Source organism: Ensifer sesbaniae, assembly GCF_013283665.1.
Classification (GTDB): domain Bacteria; phylum Pseudomonadota; class Alphaproteobacteria; order Rhizobiales; family Rhizobiaceae; genus Ensifer; species Ensifer sesbaniae.
On record NZ_JABEKU010000002.1, the window covers coordinates 2,019,356 to 2,033,278 of the forward strand.

At 62.7% G+C, this 13,923-nt stretch carries 16 protein-coding genes; 8 read left to right on the top strand and 8 right to left on the bottom strand.

Going from position 1 to position 13,923, the window contains the following annotated elements; translation table 11 throughout:
- Positions 1 to 260: 260 nt before the first annotated feature.
- The 6 genes from kdgD to BHMPCIPO_RS27170 all read left to right on the top strand — a co-directional run bounded on the left by kdgD (position 261) and on the right by BHMPCIPO_RS27170 (position 6,196).
- Positions 261 to 1,172 (top strand): 5-dehydro-4-deoxyglucarate dehydratase, encoded by a 912-nt coding sequence (gene kdgD, locus BHMPCIPO_RS27145; protein WP_173519827.1) that lies wholly within the window; start codon positions 261 to 263, stop codon positions 1,170 to 1,172.
- 19 nt (positions 1,173 to 1,191) lie between these two features.
- On the top strand, positions 1,192 to 2,334 hold the full coding sequence (locus tag BHMPCIPO_RS27150; RefSeq protein WP_173519828.1) for a mandelate racemase/muconate lactonizing enzyme family protein: 1,143 nt from the start codon (positions 1,192 to 1,194) through the stop codon (positions 2,332 to 2,334).
- On the top strand, positions 2,331 to 3,203 hold the full coding sequence (locus BHMPCIPO_RS27155) for an amidohydrolase family protein (protein ID WP_246304577.1): 873 nt from the start codon (positions 2,331 to 2,333) through the stop codon (positions 3,201 to 3,203). The genes BHMPCIPO_RS27150 and BHMPCIPO_RS27155 overlap by 4 nt, the downstream gene beginning before the upstream one ends.
- A gap of 129 nt (positions 3,204 to 3,332) precedes the next feature.
- Complete coding sequence (locus tag BHMPCIPO_RS27160; RefSeq protein ID WP_173519829.1) at positions 3,333 to 4,310, top strand: TRAP transporter substrate-binding protein; 978 nt, start codon at positions 3,333 to 3,335, stop codon at positions 4,308 to 4,310.
- 83 nt (positions 4,311 to 4,393) lie between these two features.
- Positions 4,394 to 4,915: a TRAP transporter small permease gene (locus BHMPCIPO_RS27165; protein WP_173519830.1), complete on the top strand. Its 522-nt coding sequence runs from the start codon at positions 4,394 to 4,396 to the stop codon at positions 4,913 to 4,915.
- Entirely contained in the window at positions 4,916 to 6,196 is a 1,281-nt protein-coding gene (locus tag BHMPCIPO_RS27170; RefSeq protein WP_173519831.1) for a TRAP transporter large permease, read from the top strand.
- A gap of 168 nt (positions 6,197 to 6,364) precedes the next feature.
- On the opposite strand, the gene BHMPCIPO_RS27175 is transcribed toward BHMPCIPO_RS27170, so the two are convergent.
- The 3 genes from BHMPCIPO_RS27175 to BHMPCIPO_RS27185 all read right to left on the bottom strand — a co-directional run bounded on the left by BHMPCIPO_RS27175 (position 6,365) and on the right by BHMPCIPO_RS27185 (position 8,180).
- On the bottom strand, positions 6,365 to 6,697 hold the full coding sequence (locus tag BHMPCIPO_RS27175; RefSeq protein WP_210266659.1) for a hypothetical protein: 333 nt from the start codon (positions 6,695 to 6,697) through the stop codon (positions 6,365 to 6,367).
- Positions 6,698 to 6,727: 30 nt separating this feature from the next.
- Positions 6,728 to 7,324, bottom strand: coding sequence for a flavin reductase family protein (locus tag BHMPCIPO_RS27180; protein WP_173519833.1), 597 nt, complete (start codon positions 7,322 to 7,324; stop codon positions 6,728 to 6,730).
- Positions 7,325 to 7,571: 247 nt separating this feature from the next.
- Positions 7,572 to 8,180, bottom strand: coding sequence for a superoxide dismutase (locus tag BHMPCIPO_RS27185; RefSeq protein ID WP_173519834.1), 609 nt, complete (start codon positions 8,178 to 8,180; stop codon positions 7,572 to 7,574).
- A gap of 167 nt (positions 8,181 to 8,347) precedes the next feature.
- Here BHMPCIPO_RS27185 and BHMPCIPO_RS27190 point away from each other — a divergent pair, with 167 nt between their 5' ends.
- The gene (locus BHMPCIPO_RS27190; RefSeq protein WP_210266660.1) at positions 8,348 to 8,959 is read left to right on the top strand and encodes a helix-turn-helix transcriptional regulator; all 612 of its coding nucleotides are present in this window, start codon (positions 8,348 to 8,350) and stop codon (positions 8,957 to 8,959) included.
- Positions 8,960 to 9,025: 66 nt separating this feature from the next.
- Here BHMPCIPO_RS27190 and BHMPCIPO_RS27195 read toward each other — a convergent pair whose 3' ends face one another.
- From BHMPCIPO_RS27195 to BHMPCIPO_RS27215, 5 genes are all read right to left on the bottom strand, one after another.
- Entirely contained in the window at positions 9,026 to 9,793 is a 768-nt protein-coding gene (locus BHMPCIPO_RS27195) for a 3-hydroxyacyl-CoA dehydrogenase (RefSeq protein ID WP_173519836.1), read from the bottom strand.
- Positions 9,794 to 10,082: 289 nt separating this feature from the next.
- Positions 10,083 to 10,403, bottom strand: a complete 321-nt coding sequence (locus tag BHMPCIPO_RS27200) for a FliM/FliN family flagellar motor switch protein (RefSeq protein ID WP_173519837.1) — start codon at positions 10,401 to 10,403, stop codon at positions 10,083 to 10,085.
- A gap of 155 nt (positions 10,404 to 10,558) precedes the next feature.
- The gene (locus BHMPCIPO_RS27205; RefSeq protein WP_173519838.1) at positions 10,559 to 11,080 is read right to left on the bottom strand and encodes a hypothetical protein; all 522 of its coding nucleotides are present in this window, start codon (positions 11,078 to 11,080) and stop codon (positions 10,559 to 10,561) included.
- Between the two features lie 131 nt (positions 11,081 to 11,211).
- Complete coding sequence (locus BHMPCIPO_RS27210; protein ID WP_173519839.1) at positions 11,212 to 11,481, bottom strand: hypothetical protein; 270 nt, start codon at positions 11,479 to 11,481, stop codon at positions 11,212 to 11,214.
- A complete protein-coding gene (locus BHMPCIPO_RS27215; protein WP_173519840.1) occupies positions 11,478 to 12,272 on the bottom strand; it encodes a DUF899 domain-containing protein in 795 nt (264 codons plus the stop codon). Before BHMPCIPO_RS27215 ends, BHMPCIPO_RS27210 begins: the two co-directional genes overlap by 4 nt.
- A 472-nt stretch (positions 12,273 to 12,744) precedes the next feature.
- Between BHMPCIPO_RS27215 and BHMPCIPO_RS27220 the strand changes: the two genes are divergently transcribed.
- Positions 12,745 to 13,917, top strand: coding sequence for an ABC transporter substrate-binding protein (locus BHMPCIPO_RS27220; protein WP_173519841.1), 1,173 nt, complete (start codon positions 12,745 to 12,747; stop codon positions 13,915 to 13,917).
- Positions 13,918 to 13,923: the final 6 nt, after the last annotated feature.

The following is a 13,923-nucleotide window of genomic DNA, read 5'->3' on the forward strand; positions in this document are numbered from 1 at the left end:
GCCGGTGTTGCGGCATTGCCATATGCCGTCATACAATAGGGGCTAACACATAATATGTGGTTGACGCAATATGGACGAGCCGCGTCAATGTTGCCTCTGCGTCGGGCTGAGGAATGCCCTGAGAGCCGATAGAAAGACCTGCTTTCAAGCGCGATTGCCGGAAATTTTGCTTGTATGATCACTTGTATTATGACCTATTGACACGAATGCCGTGACTTGCTTAGTAGGATGCATCGCGTTTTGAGGAGGACCCGCACGAAATGACCCCCGCGCAGATCAAGGCCGCTCTTGGATCAGGCCTGCTTTCTTTCCCGGTGACGCATTTTGATGCCGAGGGCCGTTTCGCGCCGGACAGCTATCGGGCGCATGTCGAGTGGCTGGCCGGCTACAAGGCGCCGGTGCTGTTTGCTGCCGGCGGCACCGGCGAATTCTTCTCGCTGAAGCCCGATGAAATTCCCGGCATCGTCCAGGCCGCCAAGGAGGTTGCAGGCGACACGGCGATCGTTTCCGGTTGCGGTTACGGTACGGAGATGGCCATCGATATCGCCCGGTCGGTCGAGCGCGTTGGCGCGGATGGTATCCTGCTTCTGCCGCACTATCTGATCGACGCGCCGCAGGAAGGGCTCTACGCCCATGTGAAGAAGGTCTGCCAGTCGGTCGGCATCGGCGTCATGGTCTATAACCGCGACAACTCGGTGCTGCAGGCCGACACGCTGGCCAGGCTCTGTGACGCGTGCCCGAACCTGATCGGCTTCAAGGATGGCACCGGCGACATCGGTCTCGTGCGTCAGGTCACGGCCAAGATGGGTGACCGCCTGATGTATCTCGGCGGGATGCCGACCGCCGAGCTCTTTGCCGAGGCCTATCTCGGCGCCGGTTTCACCACCTATTCTTCGGCCGTCTTCAACTTCGTGCCGGGCCTTGCCAACGAATTTTACGCCGCCCTTCGCGGCGGCGATCGCGCCACCTGCGAGCGCCTCCTCAAGGACTTCTTCTATCCGTTCATGGCGATCCGCAACCGGGGCAAGGGCTATGCGGTTTCGGCGATCAAGGCCGGTGTGCGCCTGCAGGGCTTCAATGCCGGTCCGGTCCGCACGCCGCTGACAGACCTCACCGATGACGAAGTTGCGATGCTCGATGCCCTGATCGGTGCGAACAAGCGCAAGAATTGAACCGCAGCGAGGGCAACCGATGAAAATCACCGCCGTCCGCACCCATCTCCTCGAGCACCGGCTGGCCGTGCCCTTCGAAAGCGCGTCCATGCGCTTTGATCGTCGCGCCCATGTGCTGGTGGAGATCGAATGCGACGATGGCAGCATCGGCTGGGGCGAGTGCCTTGGGCCGGCGCGGCCGAACGCGGCCGTGGTCGCGGCCTATGCCCCCTGGCTGATCGGCCAGGATCCGCGCCAGACCGAAAAGCTCTGGGCAGTCCTCTATAACGCGCTTCGCGACCAGGGGCAGCGCGGTCTCGCGATCACGGCGCTGTCCGGCATCGACATCGCGCTCTGGGACATCAAGGGCAAGCACTACGGCGCCTCCGTCTCGATGCTGCTTGGCGGTCGCTGGCGCGAGAGCGTTCGCGCCTATGCGACCGGCAGCTTCAAGCGTGACGGCGTCGACCGTGTGTCTGACAACGCGATGGAGATGGCGGAGCGCCGGGCGCAGGGGTTTCACGCCTGCAAGATCAAGATCGGCTTCGGCATCGAGGAAGACCTTTCCGTCATCCGCGCGGTGCGCGAGGCGATCGGTGACGAGATGCGGCTGATGATCGACGCCAACCACGGCTACACCGTCACCGAAGCGATCCGCCTCGGCAAGGCTGCGGCGGACTATGACATCGATTGGTTCGAGGAGCCGGTCGTGCCCGAGCAGCTCTCGGCCTATCGCGAGGTCAGGGCAGGGCAGCCTATTCCCGTCGCAGGCGGCGAGACCTGGCACACGCGCTATGGCATGTCGCCGGCGATCGAGAGCCGCGCCGTCGACATCCTGCAGCCGGACCTGTGCGGTTGCGGCGGTTTTTCCGAAATGGTGAAGATCGCCAGCCTCGCGACGTTGCATGGCGTTCGCATCGTGCCCCATGTCTGGGGCACGGGCGTTCACATTGCCGCGGCGCTGCAATTCATGGCGGCGATGACGCCGGATCCGGTGCGGGTGAAGCCGATCGAGCCGATCCTGGAGTTCGACCGGACGGAGAACCCGTTCCGCCAGGCCGTGTTGACGGCGCCGATCGAGGCCGTCAACGGCGTCGTCGCAATACCGGACGCCCCGGGGCTCGGCATCGAGATCAATCGCGATGCGCTCGTCGAATTCAAGATGCCCGAGACTGCAAGATGATCGAGCGCATCCTGACCGGCCGCCCGCCCGAACCGCGCCTGCCGAAGGGCGCCATCGATTCGCAGATGCACATGTATCTGCCAGGCTTCCCGTCGCTTCCCGGCGGTCCGCCTTTGCCTGTTGAACCTTTGCCGGATGCTGCGGCCTATCGCCAGGTCATGGCCTGGCTCGGCATCGACAGGGTGATCATCACCCAAGGCAATGCCCATCAGCGGGACAATGCCAACACGCTTGCCTGTGTTGCAGCAATGGGTGCCGCCGCGCACGCCGTCGTCGTCATCGACGAGGACACTTCGGATGCGCAGATGCGCGCGTTGAGCGAAACCGGCGCTGTCGGCGCACGCATCATGGATTTGCCGGGTGGCGCGGTAGGGCTCGACGCGCTGGAAGCAGTGGACGCGCGGGCACAGGCGGCGGATTGGATGATTGCCGTGCAATTCGACGGCAACAGGCTGCTCGACCATCTGCCGCGGTTGGAGCGCATCAGGTCGCGCTGGGTGTTGGATCACCACGGCAAGTTCTTCGCCGGCGTCGATCCGGATGGGCCGGAGATCGCGGCGCTGCTGAAGCTGATCGACCGCGGCAATGTCTGGTTCAAATTTGCCGGCGTCTACGAAAGTTCGCGGCAGGGATGGCCGTACGAGGACGTGGCCGCCTTTTCGCGCCGGATCGCCAGACATGCGCCGGAACGCATCGTCTGGGGCTCGAACTGGCCGCACAACATGATCCGCAAGACGGAAGACTATCCCGAGGACGCGCGGCTCGCGGAACTGGTGCTCGGCTGGCTTGCCGACGACCGGGCGCGGCATCTCGCCCTCGTCGAGAACCCGGAACACCTGTTCAAGCTGCCGGCCTTCGCCGTGGCGTGACTTCAGTCCGCAATGGGAGCTGGGAGGCTCCCTGCCGGGCCTGACGACAAGAGGATTTTGCATGCCGGCCCGGACGGGCAGACACCCGGCCTTCGGAGAGGCCGAAGCACGATCAGAGGAGGAGAAAACATGAGGAAAACTGCAGGCATGCTTTGCGTCGCCATGGGGCTGGCGTTTGCTGGCACAGCGGCGCAAGCGCAGGAAATCACTCTGCGCTCGGCGGATATCCACCCGGATGGCTACCCGACGGTCGAGGCCGTCAAATACATGGGGCAACTGCTTTCCGAGCGTAGCAACGGGCGGATCAAGGTCGAGGTCATGAACAGTGGCGTGCTCGGCGGCGAGAAGGACACGATCGAGCAGACGCGCTTCGGTGTCATCGACATGAACCGCGTCAATGCCGCGCCCTTCAACAACCTCGTCAAGGAGACGATGGTGCTTGGCATGCCGTTCCTGTTCCGCTCGACCGAGCACATGCACAAGACGGTCGACGGCCCGATCGGCGACGAGGTGCTGGCGGCCTTCGAGCCGCACGGCCTGATCGGTCTCGCCTTCTATGATTCCGGCGCGCGTTCCTTCTACAGCACCAAAAAGCCGATCGAGAATCTGGCGGACCTCAAGGGCCTGAAAATCCGGGTGCAGCAGTCCGATCTCTGGATCGCCATGATGCAGGCCTTCGGTGCCAACCCGACGCCGATGCCGATGGGCGAGGTCTATTCGTCGCTCGAGACCGGTGTCGTCGATGGCGCCGAGAACAATTGGCCGTCCTACGAATCCGCCCGTCATTTCGAGGTCGCCAAGAACTATTCGCTCACCGAACATTCCCTCAATCCGGAAATCCTGGTCATTTCCAAGATGACCTGGGACAAGCTTTCCCCCGAGGATCAGGCCCTGGTTCGTCAGGCGGCCAAGGACTCCGTTGGCAAGATGCGCGAACTCTGGAGCGCGCGCGAGAAGGTCTCGGAAGAGAAGGTTCGTGCCGCCGGCGCAAACGTCATCAAGGTCAACAAGGAGGAGTTCGCCGCCGCAATGGCGCCGGTCTACGACCAGTTCGTCAGCGACCCGAAACTCAAGGACCTTCTCGAGCGGGTGAAGGCGGTCAAGTGACGGCAGATGAAAGGCCGGGTCCCGGGAAAGGAACCGGCCTTCGCAACTGTGCATAGGATTGCTTTCGCGGAGGAGGAAGAAAGATGCGTCGTTTCATGCGGGCGATACGCCCGCTTCTCGGGGCGCTAAGCCGCGCGTCGCTCTATATCGCCGGCACCGGCATGGTCGCCATGACACTGATCGTCGGCTGGCAGGTGTTTGCCCGCTATGTTCTGAACGACTCGCCAAGCTGGTCGGAGCCCTTGTCTCTCCACCTGATGGCCTGGTTCATCATGCTTGGCGCGGCGGTCGGCGTGCGCGAGAGCGTGCATCTCGGCCTCGATGTCATCCGCCACGTGATGAAGCCTTCGGTCCAGCTTGCCATGGATCTGACGAGCCTTGGCCTGATCGTCATCTTCGGGGCATCCATGGCCTATTACGGACTGCTTCTTTGCATCGGCACATGGAGCGCCACTATTCCGGTCCTTGGATGGCCGGGAGGGGTCGACTTTTTTCCGCTCATCGTCGGCGGCGTGATGATTGCCCTCTTCGCTGCCGAGCGTTTCGTTGATCTGGTTCTGGGTGTCGATGTCGCCGCCGATATCGTCGTGCAGGAGATGGCCTGAATGGCTTACACTATTCTCTTCGGGGTCTTCACCCTGCTGATGCTCATCGGCACGCCGATCGCGTTTTGCCTCGGTATCGCTTCCTTCGCCACCGTGCTCTATCTCGGCCTGCCGCCGGTGGTGGTGTTCCAGCAGTTGAATTCCGGCATGAACGTCTTTGCCATGATGGCGATCCCGTTTTTCATCTTTGCCGGCGACCTGATGGTGCGCGGCGGCATCGCCAACAGGCTGATCCAGTTCGCCGCCGGCCTCGTCGGGCATCTGCGTGGCGGCCTTGGCCAGGTCAACATCGTGGCCTCGACGCTCTTCGGCGGCATCTCCGGCTCGGCAGTCGCGGATGCTTCGGCCGTCGGCGGCCTGATGATCCCGCAGATGGCAAAGCGCGGCTATGACCGTGACTACGCCGTCAACGTTACCGTCAACGCAGCCATCATCGCGCTGATGGTCCCCCCATCGCACAACATGATCCTTTATTCGATCGCCGCCGGCGGCAATGTCTCGGTCGCCGATCTCTTCACCGCCGGCATCATTCCCGGCCTGCTGCTTGCGCTTTCGCTGATGGTGACCGCCTATGTCGTCGCAAGGCGCAGAGGCTATCCGGCCGAGCCGTTCCCGGGTTTTTCCAGGCTCTTCTACTATCTGCTCGCCTCGTTTCCGGGCATCGTCCTGATCGGCATCATCTTCGGCGGCGTGCGCTCCGGCGTGTTCACCGCCACCGAAAGCTCCTGCATCGCCGTGCTCTATGCCTTCCTCGTCGCGATGCTGGTTTATCGCGAACTGGATTGGACAGGCTTCGTCGAAGCGGTCATGGGGGCGGTGCGCACCACCGCCATGGTTCTCCTCGTCATCGGCATGGCGGCATCCTTCGGCTGGCTGATGGCCTTCCTGCAGGTGCAGGCGCTGATGATCGGCGCGATCGGTGCGATTTCGGAGAACCCGATCATCGTGCTGCTCGTCATCAACATCATCCTCTTGTTCCTCGGCACCTTCATGGACATGGCGCCGATGGTGATCATCTGCACGCCGGTGCTGCTTCCGGTCGTCAAGGCGTTCGGCATCGATCCGGTGCATTTCGGGGTGGTGATGATCCTGAATGCCGGCATCGGGCTCAACACGCCGCCGGTGGGCACGGTGCTCTTCGTCGGCTGCGCCGTCGGCGGAATTTCCATTCGCGAGGCGATGCGCACGATCTGGCCGTTCTTCGGCGCCAGCATCGCAGTGCTGATGGCTGTCACCTACATCCCGGCGCTGTCGCTCTGGTTGCCGTCGGTCTTCAAGTGAGCTGACCCCCTGCATGTCTCCTTAATCGACCTCGATTTAAGGACAAAGACATGCAGCAAATCAAAGTCCTACAGCGACGTTTGCACGTCTGAAAAGACGCGCGGCGCTGTAGGTGGTCCTGCGGAACTCGGCATCTCTGCCGGACCGCCCACCTTGAAGGTGGGCCGGCTAATCGTTTCTGTTGGCGGCGATGCACTGGCGTTCCAGGCGCTTGAGGAAAACGCCGATCTCCCTTGCCGCCTGCAGATCGCCCTTCCGCTCGGCGACGGCGCGGCCTTCGCGCCAGACCTGGAGCGCCTCTTCGAACCGGCCGACCTTGTGTAGAATGGCACCACGCAGTTTCCACGCAGCGGAATAGTCCCGGTCGAAGGCGATTGCGCGCTCGACATGGGCAAGCGCGGTATCGAGGTCCGCTTCCTGAAGGCAGATGCTGGCGAGCGTGAAGCGCAGCAGGGCGTCGTCCTTGCCGGTTTCTAAGAGCTTTTCGAGCGCTTGCCGCATTGCTGGCATTCCTCCTACGCGATCGCCGGTTCAGGCCGCAGGCTTGCTTGGGTGCAACGTCGCGGGCCCGCTGCTCGGCTGAGCCGGCAACGATCTCGTCCCGTTGAGAGACTGATACCGCCGGCGGCTCCAGATCAAGGGGCCGGCATGGGTGGAAGTCTCGGTTGCGACAATTGTTCCTACGAATAACGTGTGGTCGCCGACCTGCACCGAAGCGCTCAGCAGGCAGTCGAGCGCGGCGGCAGCGCCGAGAAGCCTCGGCCGTCCGCTCGGCCAGTCAGCCCAGATGCCGACGAGGTAACGCCTGGACGCTTCAATCTTGCCGGCGAAGGCGTCCGCGATCAATTCTTGCCCCTCGGCCAGCATGGCGAGCGAGAAACCTTGCTCGGCGACAATCCGCATGGCAAGCGGGCTGTTAGCCTTGATCGAAACGACGATCGATGGCGGGTTCGCGGTCAGTGAAAAGGTGGCGGTCACGGTCCGGCCAAGACTATTGGCGCCCTTGCCGGCGCTTGCCACGCAGACGGTGGCAGCGAGATGCGACAGGGTGTCGGCGAACTCCGGTTTCGACACGGCCAGATCGGCGTGGGCGTCGATGTCGACGGAAAGCGGAGGTGACTGGCGCATGGGTCTTGTTCCAACTGAGGATAGCCCGTGGCGGCGGGGAGACGCCACGGGGTTTGCGGAAGCCAGGCTCAGGCGGGGGCAAGAGGGCTGCCGCAAATTCTCTGACTTGCTGCCCACAGCGCCGCGCGTCGACGCGCAAAGGTCGCTGTAGCACTTTGAATTGCCACATGCCTTTGTCCTTTAACCGGCTACGATCAAAGGAGACATGCAGTAGAGCTGCTTCCAGCTCAGGGCGATCCTCAGCCGGTCAGGCGGACTTCAATTCCGCTTCGGCAAACTCGTAGTTGGCGAGCTTGTCGAGGAAGTTCGACGCGTAGTCCGGCCGGCGGTTGCGGTAGTCGATGTAATAGGCGTGTTCCCAGACATCGAGGCCGAGCAGAGCCTTGCCTTCGTTGATGGCGACAGGGTTGGAGCCGTTGGCGGTCTTCGTCACCTTGAGTTTACCGTCCGGGCCAAGCACGAGCCAGGCCCAGCCGGAGCCGAACTGGCTGGTGGCGGCCGCCTTGAAGGCGTCCTTGAAGCCTTGAACGCTGCCGAAGTCTTCGATGAGCTTCTTTTCGAGCGCACCGGGGATCTGCCCGCCCTTGGGCGAAAGGTTCTTCCAGAACAGGATGTGGTTCCAATGCTGGCCGGCATTGTTGAAGACCGGCGCCAGTTCCGCCTTGCCGTGGCTGTGGCGAATGATCTCTTCGAGCGACAGGTCGGCGAGCGATACATCCTTCTCGACGAAACCGTTCAGCGCCGTGACATAGGCCTGGTGATGCTTGCCGTGGTGGAACTCGATCGTCTCGGCGCTCATGCCGTTTTCAGCGAGCGCACCGGGTGCATAGGGAAGGGCGGGAAGTTCGAAGGCCATGATCAAATCCTTTGCGGGCGGGACACTCTCGAGGGATCACTTGTCTGCGGTTGGATGAGAGTGTATTTAGCAAGAGACTTCTTTGTAAATCTGTGTGCAGGAATATGTCAAGCGATCCCTTGTTAAATTCAGAGCGGAGCAGCGGCCGCACGCCGGGCGAGCGCATCATGCTGGCGCTCAAGCTGCATGGCCCGCAGACGGCGACGGCACTCGGAAAGCGTCTGGCGATTACCGGCGAGGCCGTGCGACAGCAGCTTGTCCGTCTTGCCGAGGATGGTTTGGTCCTATCGTGGTCGGAGGCGAAAGGCGTCGGCCGCCCTTCGCAGTTCTGGGGGCTGACCGCCGCCGGCCATGCGGAGTTTCCCGATACCCATGCGGAGCTTACCGTCCAGCTCTTGAGGACGATCCGCCAGACGCTCGGCGAGGCGGCGATCGAGCGGCTGATCGCGGCGCGGGAGGACGAGACCCGGCAGAACTATGGCGCAGCGATGACGGACAAGAAGGACCTGCGCGAGCGGGTGGACGAACTGGTGCGGCTGCGATCGCGGGAAGGCTATATGGCGGCCTGCGAGGATCCTGGCGACGGCACGCTGCTCTTCGTCGAGAACCACTGTCCGATCTGCGCTGCCGCAACGAGCTGCCAGGGCTTCTGCCGGGCGGAATTGAGTGTGTTCCGTGCGGTGCTCGGCCCCGGTGTCGAGGTCGAGCGCGCCGAGCACATTCTCGCCGGTGCTCGGCGCTGCGCCTACGTCGTCAAAATGGTGGATCAAGCCGCCTGATCGGCGGCGGTAGGAGCACGACGCCGCGCCGGCTGAATGCAGGCGCGGCGTCGGAAGCTGATCCTATCAGCGCGCGCCCATGCGCAGCGCGCCGTCGAGGCGGATAACTTCGCCGTTCAGCATGCGGTTCTCGCAGATATGCTGCACGAGTGCGGCAAACTCGTCGGGTTTACCGAGGCGCTGCGGGAAGGGAACGCTCTTGCCGAGCGAATCCTGTACCTCCTGCGGCATGCCGGCCATCATCGGCGTTTCAAAGATGCCCGGAGCGATGGCGACGACGCGAATGCCGTGGCGGGCAAGTTCGCGGGCGATCGGCAACGTCATCGAGACGACGCCGCCCTTGGAGGCAGCATAGGCCGCCTGGCCGATCTGGCCGTCGAAGGCGGCGACCGATGCGGTGTTGACGATCACGCCCCGCTCGCCGTCGTCGCCCGGCTCTTCTCGCTCGATCGCCTCGGAGGCAAGCCGCAGCATGTTGAAGGTGCCGATCAGGTTGATCGTGACCGCGCGCGAAAAGCTCTCCAGCCGATGCGGCCCGTCGCGGCCGAGCACCTTCTCGCCGGGTGCAATGCCGGCACAGTTTACAAGCCCGTGGAGATGACCAAAGCGGTCCAAGGCCGCTGCAACGGCGGCGGCGGCATCCGTCTCGCTGGTGACATCCGTCTTGTGGAAGAGGGCGTTGCTGCCGAGCTCGTCGGCCATTTTCTGGCCGGCCTCGGCGTTGACGTCGGCAAGAACCACACGGGCGCCTTCGCCATGCAGCCGCCGCGCGACGGCTGCGCCAAGGCCCGAACCGCCGCCGGTCACGATAAAGACTTTTCCATCGATCAGCATCTGAGGCTCCTCCCGTACCGGATCGTGTCGATAGGCATGGACATAGCCTTGCGGCGGCACGAAGCCAAGGGCGGCGTTGTGCCCGTTCCTGGCTTATGTTTCCCTGCCTTCCGCAAGCCGTGTCTAGACGTTCGCCACCAGATGTGGTTCGGTTCGGGTCCAAAGCGGGGCTGGACGCCGAGGAAGAAACCGACTCGACTGATGATATCTCCCGGCGGGCGGGCGCTGCCGTGTGCGCCGCCTGACGTCCATCTCTCTCGCTGGTCAGCTGCGCATCCTGGCGAGGAATCTAGCGTCGTGCGATCGGCGACGTCTCGATGATCTTGATGCCGACGGCGTTGCTGGATTCGTCATAGACGATCTCGCCTCTGCCGATGATCATGCCGTTGACCTTGAGTTCCACCGGTTCGCCGAAATTGCGGTCGAGATGGATCGTGTCTTCAGGATGGAGTTTTGAAATCTGGGAAACTGTCAGCTTGGCGCGCCCGATGACGGCTTCGATCGCCAGGGGAATGCCCTGGACCGCACGCTCGCTCATCACCGAGCGGCTCTCAAGCGCAGGGCTCTCGTCGAGTTCGACCAGCTCATCCTGTAGCTTCTTGTTAATCATTCTGCACCATCCAAAGCACTGATTCACGACTCTTTAACAAAGAGTTGCGCCAGTTCGCCCTGGGTGGCAACCGTGGCTAAATGGGGGTTCTCCCTGCCTCGTAGGCGAGCGTTAACAAACGGTTAACATCCACAACGCCGGGCCGGCAGATGGCCTCAAAGCGTCACTGCGTTCCAGTTTCCGTCCCGTTTTTGGAAACCGATCATGCGCCGGCCGTTCGGTAACTTGTCGCCGAGTCGCACGACATAGACGTAGCCTTCGTAAACCATCAGCCCCTGATCACCGTTGCTGTAGAGAATCTCGAAGCTTGGCGGTTTGTTCGGGGAAGCGCCTGCATCTGTCGGCGTCCCCGACAGATCGATCGCGGCGACTTCCGCGGGAATGCTTTGCGGACCAACGAGATAGTATAGCGACGACGTAAGGGCGGCGACGCTCAGGAGGGCGCCGACCAGTGACGGCACCAGGCGTAGCTTGAAACGTGTCGGCGTCGGCTGGGATGTTGCAACACTCAAGTTCGTTTTCCCGATTCGATCAAATATTTCCACCGGAACCGTTCTCACGCGGCATTGCCCGGCAACCATTACGGACAATGCTGTTCGCGGGCGGCCGGATTTACCTGCGGAAGCCGTTTCCTGCTTCAATCCCAAGAGGTCACAGCCTCTCAGAATCAACAGCATGCCCATTCGCCGGTATCACGGACATATGGTTCCGGTCGTTTCCACACCTTTTGCGTGTCGCGAAGACCGGCCCCGCTTTGCCTTCAAGTAGGGCCGGTATGGTGTATTGCCAGGCGGATATACGGACGGCTTTAGGCTGCCTCGGGCTTGGTGGCGTGAAGGAGCCGCAGCCATGGGGCGAGGTGAAAGATGCTCATCAAGAGGTACATCACGGTCATCCCCCCGATCTGCGGGCCCGGCTCGCCGGCGCACAACATCTGCCCGACCTCTGTGCCCCATGCGCCAGTCGAAATCGCCATGAGCGCGAAGGTTGGCGACGCCGCAAGGGCGAGCCCGTCGGCCGCCCCCCGCGCTACCGTCCGGTGAAGTTCTCGCGCGCCGGCAGAGAGGCTGGCGCTCATCGCACCGAGCTCGCGTCCTGGCTTCGCATCGCTGCCTCGCCGGCGTCCGAGACTTCGACCCAGCGCCGATCGGGCGCGGCGCCTTCGATGTAGCTGTCGTTCCAGTTCCACCACTTGTAGGTCGGGGTTTGGGGATAGCCCTCGGGAGAGTCCTCCCAGACCTCCTGGCGGCCGAGCGGCGTGATGTCGAGATAGTTCCAGGTGCCGCCCATCTGTTCGTCGCCGCGGTTGTTGATGAAATAGGTCCGGAACAGCCGGTCGCCGTCGCGGAAGAACACGTTGTGTCCGTGCCACTCGTCGACGCCGAAATCGAGGTCGAAGTTGTCGGTGATGGTGTACCAGGGCATCGTCCAGCCCATGCGCGCCTTCAGCCTGGCGATATCCGCCTGCGGTGCCCGCGAAGCGAAGACCAGGGTGGTGTCGCGGGCGTTGAGGTGGGAAAGGTGGGCAACCTGATCGGCGACCATCGAGCAACCGCGACAGGCGTGCTCGGGCCAGCCATAGACACCCGGCTCATAAAAGGCGCGGTAGACGATCAACTGGTGCCGACCGGCGAAGAGATCGAGGAGGCTCGCCTTGCCGTCCGGGCCCTCGAAGACATATTCCTTCGTGACCGCCATCCACGGCATGCGCCGGCGCTCGGCGGCGAGCGCATCGCGAGCCCGCGTGTGGGCCTTTTCCTTTACGAGCAGGTTCTGGCGTGCCGCTTCCCAGGCCTGCGCAGAGACGACCTCCGGCTTTTGCATGGTTGGCTGGTCGGTTGCCTGCCCATTGTCGACTGTCTTGGTCATGGCTTTCAATCTCCTCGTTTGAGACGAAGCCTGCGTCGTGCGGCTGGAGCGCCGGGATGCAGGTCGTCGCGCCGTCATCGAGGGGAGTTTGGCACCACGTATCAAATGTCGGGAGTAACAACTGTGACGGAATTAAATCGGGCGACGCGATGGGGGCGTGTGGGCCGGCGGGGGCGGCGGGCGTCTCCACGTCGGCACGGCCCCGCTTGGGCTTCCTCGTCTATGCTACCCATGTCTCGGCCCCCTGCCGGCGGTCGTCATTCGGTTGTCGTTGACGTAGCACGCATCACCGTTAAATACGCTTCGGATGGTTGTCCGATCCTTCCGGATACATAACTTCCTGATTATGATTTTGGCCCCATATTTCATTTTTACATCACCGTTTGGCATGGCAAGTTGATGCCTATCAAATCCAACGGGGTTTGCGAGGACGATGTCGGTTCGGGAGCGATCGGCATCTCAGGGAGGAAACATGAAACGGATGATTCTGGCTGCGGTCGCGGCTTTGGCAATGAGCGGCGCGGCCTATGCCGACACGATCAAGATCGGTGTCGTCGGGCCATTTTCCGGTCCGTTCGCGCTACAGGGCAAGAATTTCAAGGCCGGCATCGACGCCTATATGGCGCTGAACGGCAGCAAGGTCGGCGACGACGATATCGAGATCATCTATCGCGACGTGCCGCAGGCCGATCCCGCCCAGTCCAAGGCGCTGGCGCAGGAACTGGTGGTGAAGGAAGGCGTGCAATATCTTGCCGGCTTCTACTTCACGCCGGATGCCATGGCGGTAACGCCGCTCCTTACCCAGGCGAACGTGCCGCTCGTCGTCATGAATGCGGCGACCTCTGCGATCGTCACCAAGAGCCCACTCGTCGTGCGCACTTCGTTCACTACCTGGCAGACCTCCACGCCGATCGCCAAGGTCGCCAAGGACGCCGGTGTCACCAAGGTGATCTCCGTCGTCAGCGATTACGGCCCGGGCGTCGATGCCGAGAACGCCTTCAAGGCGGGATTTGAAGCGGCCGGCGGCCAGGTGGTCGAGGCGATCCGCATGCCGCTCGCGACCAATGATTTCTCGCCGATCATGCAGCGCATCAAGGATTCCGGTGCCGAGGGCGTCTTCGCCTTCCTGCCGTCCGGCCCGACGACGCTCGGTTTCGTCAAGGCCTTCAAGGAGAACGGCCTGAAGGACGGTGGCATCAAGTTCTTTGCCCCCGGCGATCTGACGCAGGAATCCGACCTGCCGGCTCTCGGCGAGGCAGCGCTTGGCATCCAGACGACGTTCCACTACGCGGTCTCCCATGACTCGCCGGAGAACAAGGCCTTCGTCGAAGCGGCCGGCAAGGCGATCGGCAATCCGGCCGAGCTCTCCTTCCCCTCGGTTGGCGCCTATGACGGCATGCACGTGATCTACAAGATGATCGAGGCGACCGGTGGCGAGCAGGACGCGGCCAAGGCCGTCGATGCGGTCAAGGGTCTCTCCTGGACGAGTCCGCGCGGCCCGGTCGCCATCGATCCGGAATCGCGCCACATCACCCAGAACATCTATCTGCGCGAAGTCGCCAAGGCCGATGACGGCACCTACTACAACAAGGAAATCCAGACCTTCGAGAAGCAGGGCGACCCCGGTCTCGCTGCGCTGAAGTAGGCAGGT

Coding starts and splice junctions, on each gene's coding strand:
- BHMPCIPO_RS27175 (WP_210266659.1), bottom strand. CDS start 6,697: ATGCGGCAAGCGCTCGAAAAGCTCTTAGAAACCGGCAAGGACGACGCC.
- BHMPCIPO_RS27195 (WP_173519836.1), bottom strand. CDS start 9,793: ATGCTGATCGATGGAAAAGTCTTTATCGTGACCGGCGGCGGTTCGGGC.
- BHMPCIPO_RS27170 (WP_173519831.1), top strand. CDS start 4,916: ATGGCTTACACTATTCTCTTCGGGGTCTTCACCCTGCTGATGCTCATC.
- BHMPCIPO_RS27210 (WP_173519839.1), bottom strand. CDS start 11,481: ATGAGCGCCAGCCTCTCTGCCGGCGCGCGAGAACTTCACCGGACGGTA.
- BHMPCIPO_RS27165 (WP_173519830.1), top strand. CDS start 4,394: ATGCGTCGTTTCATGCGGGCGATACGCCCGCTTCTCGGGGCGCTAAGC.
- BHMPCIPO_RS27155 (WP_246304577.1), top strand. CDS start 2,331: ATGATCGAGCGCATCCTGACCGGCCGCCCGCCCGAACCGCGCCTGCCG.
- BHMPCIPO_RS27180 (WP_173519833.1), bottom strand. CDS start 7,324: ATGCGCCAGTCACCTCCGCTTTCCGTCGACATCGACGCCCACGCCGAT.
- BHMPCIPO_RS27160 (WP_173519829.1), top strand. CDS start 3,333: ATGAGGAAAACTGCAGGCATGCTTTGCGTCGCCATGGGGCTGGCGTTT.
- kdgD (WP_173519827.1), top strand. CDS start 261: ATGACCCCCGCGCAGATCAAGGCCGCTCTTGGATCAGGCCTGCTTTCT.
- BHMPCIPO_RS27190 (WP_210266660.1), top strand. CDS start 8,348: ATGCTGGCGCTCAAGCTGCATGGCCCGCAGACGGCGACGGCACTCGGA.
- BHMPCIPO_RS27215 (WP_173519840.1), bottom strand. CDS start 12,272: ATGACCAAGACAGTCGACAATGGGCAGGCAACCGACCAGCCAACCATG.
- BHMPCIPO_RS27185 (WP_173519834.1), bottom strand. CDS start 8,180: ATGGCCTTCGAACTTCCCGCCCTTCCCTATGCACCCGGTGCGCTCGCT.
- BHMPCIPO_RS27205 (WP_173519838.1), bottom strand. CDS start 11,080: ATGCTGTTGATTCTGAGAGGCTGTGACCTCTTGGGATTGAAGCAGGAA.
- BHMPCIPO_RS27150 (WP_173519828.1), top strand. CDS start 1,192: ATGAAAATCACCGCCGTCCGCACCCATCTCCTCGAGCACCGGCTGGCC.
- BHMPCIPO_RS27200 (WP_173519837.1), bottom strand. CDS start 10,403: ATGATTAACAAGAAGCTACAGGATGAGCTGGTCGAACTCGACGAGAGC.
- BHMPCIPO_RS27220 (WP_173519841.1), top strand. CDS start 12,745: ATGAAACGGATGATTCTGGCTGCGGTCGCGGCTTTGGCAATGAGCGGC.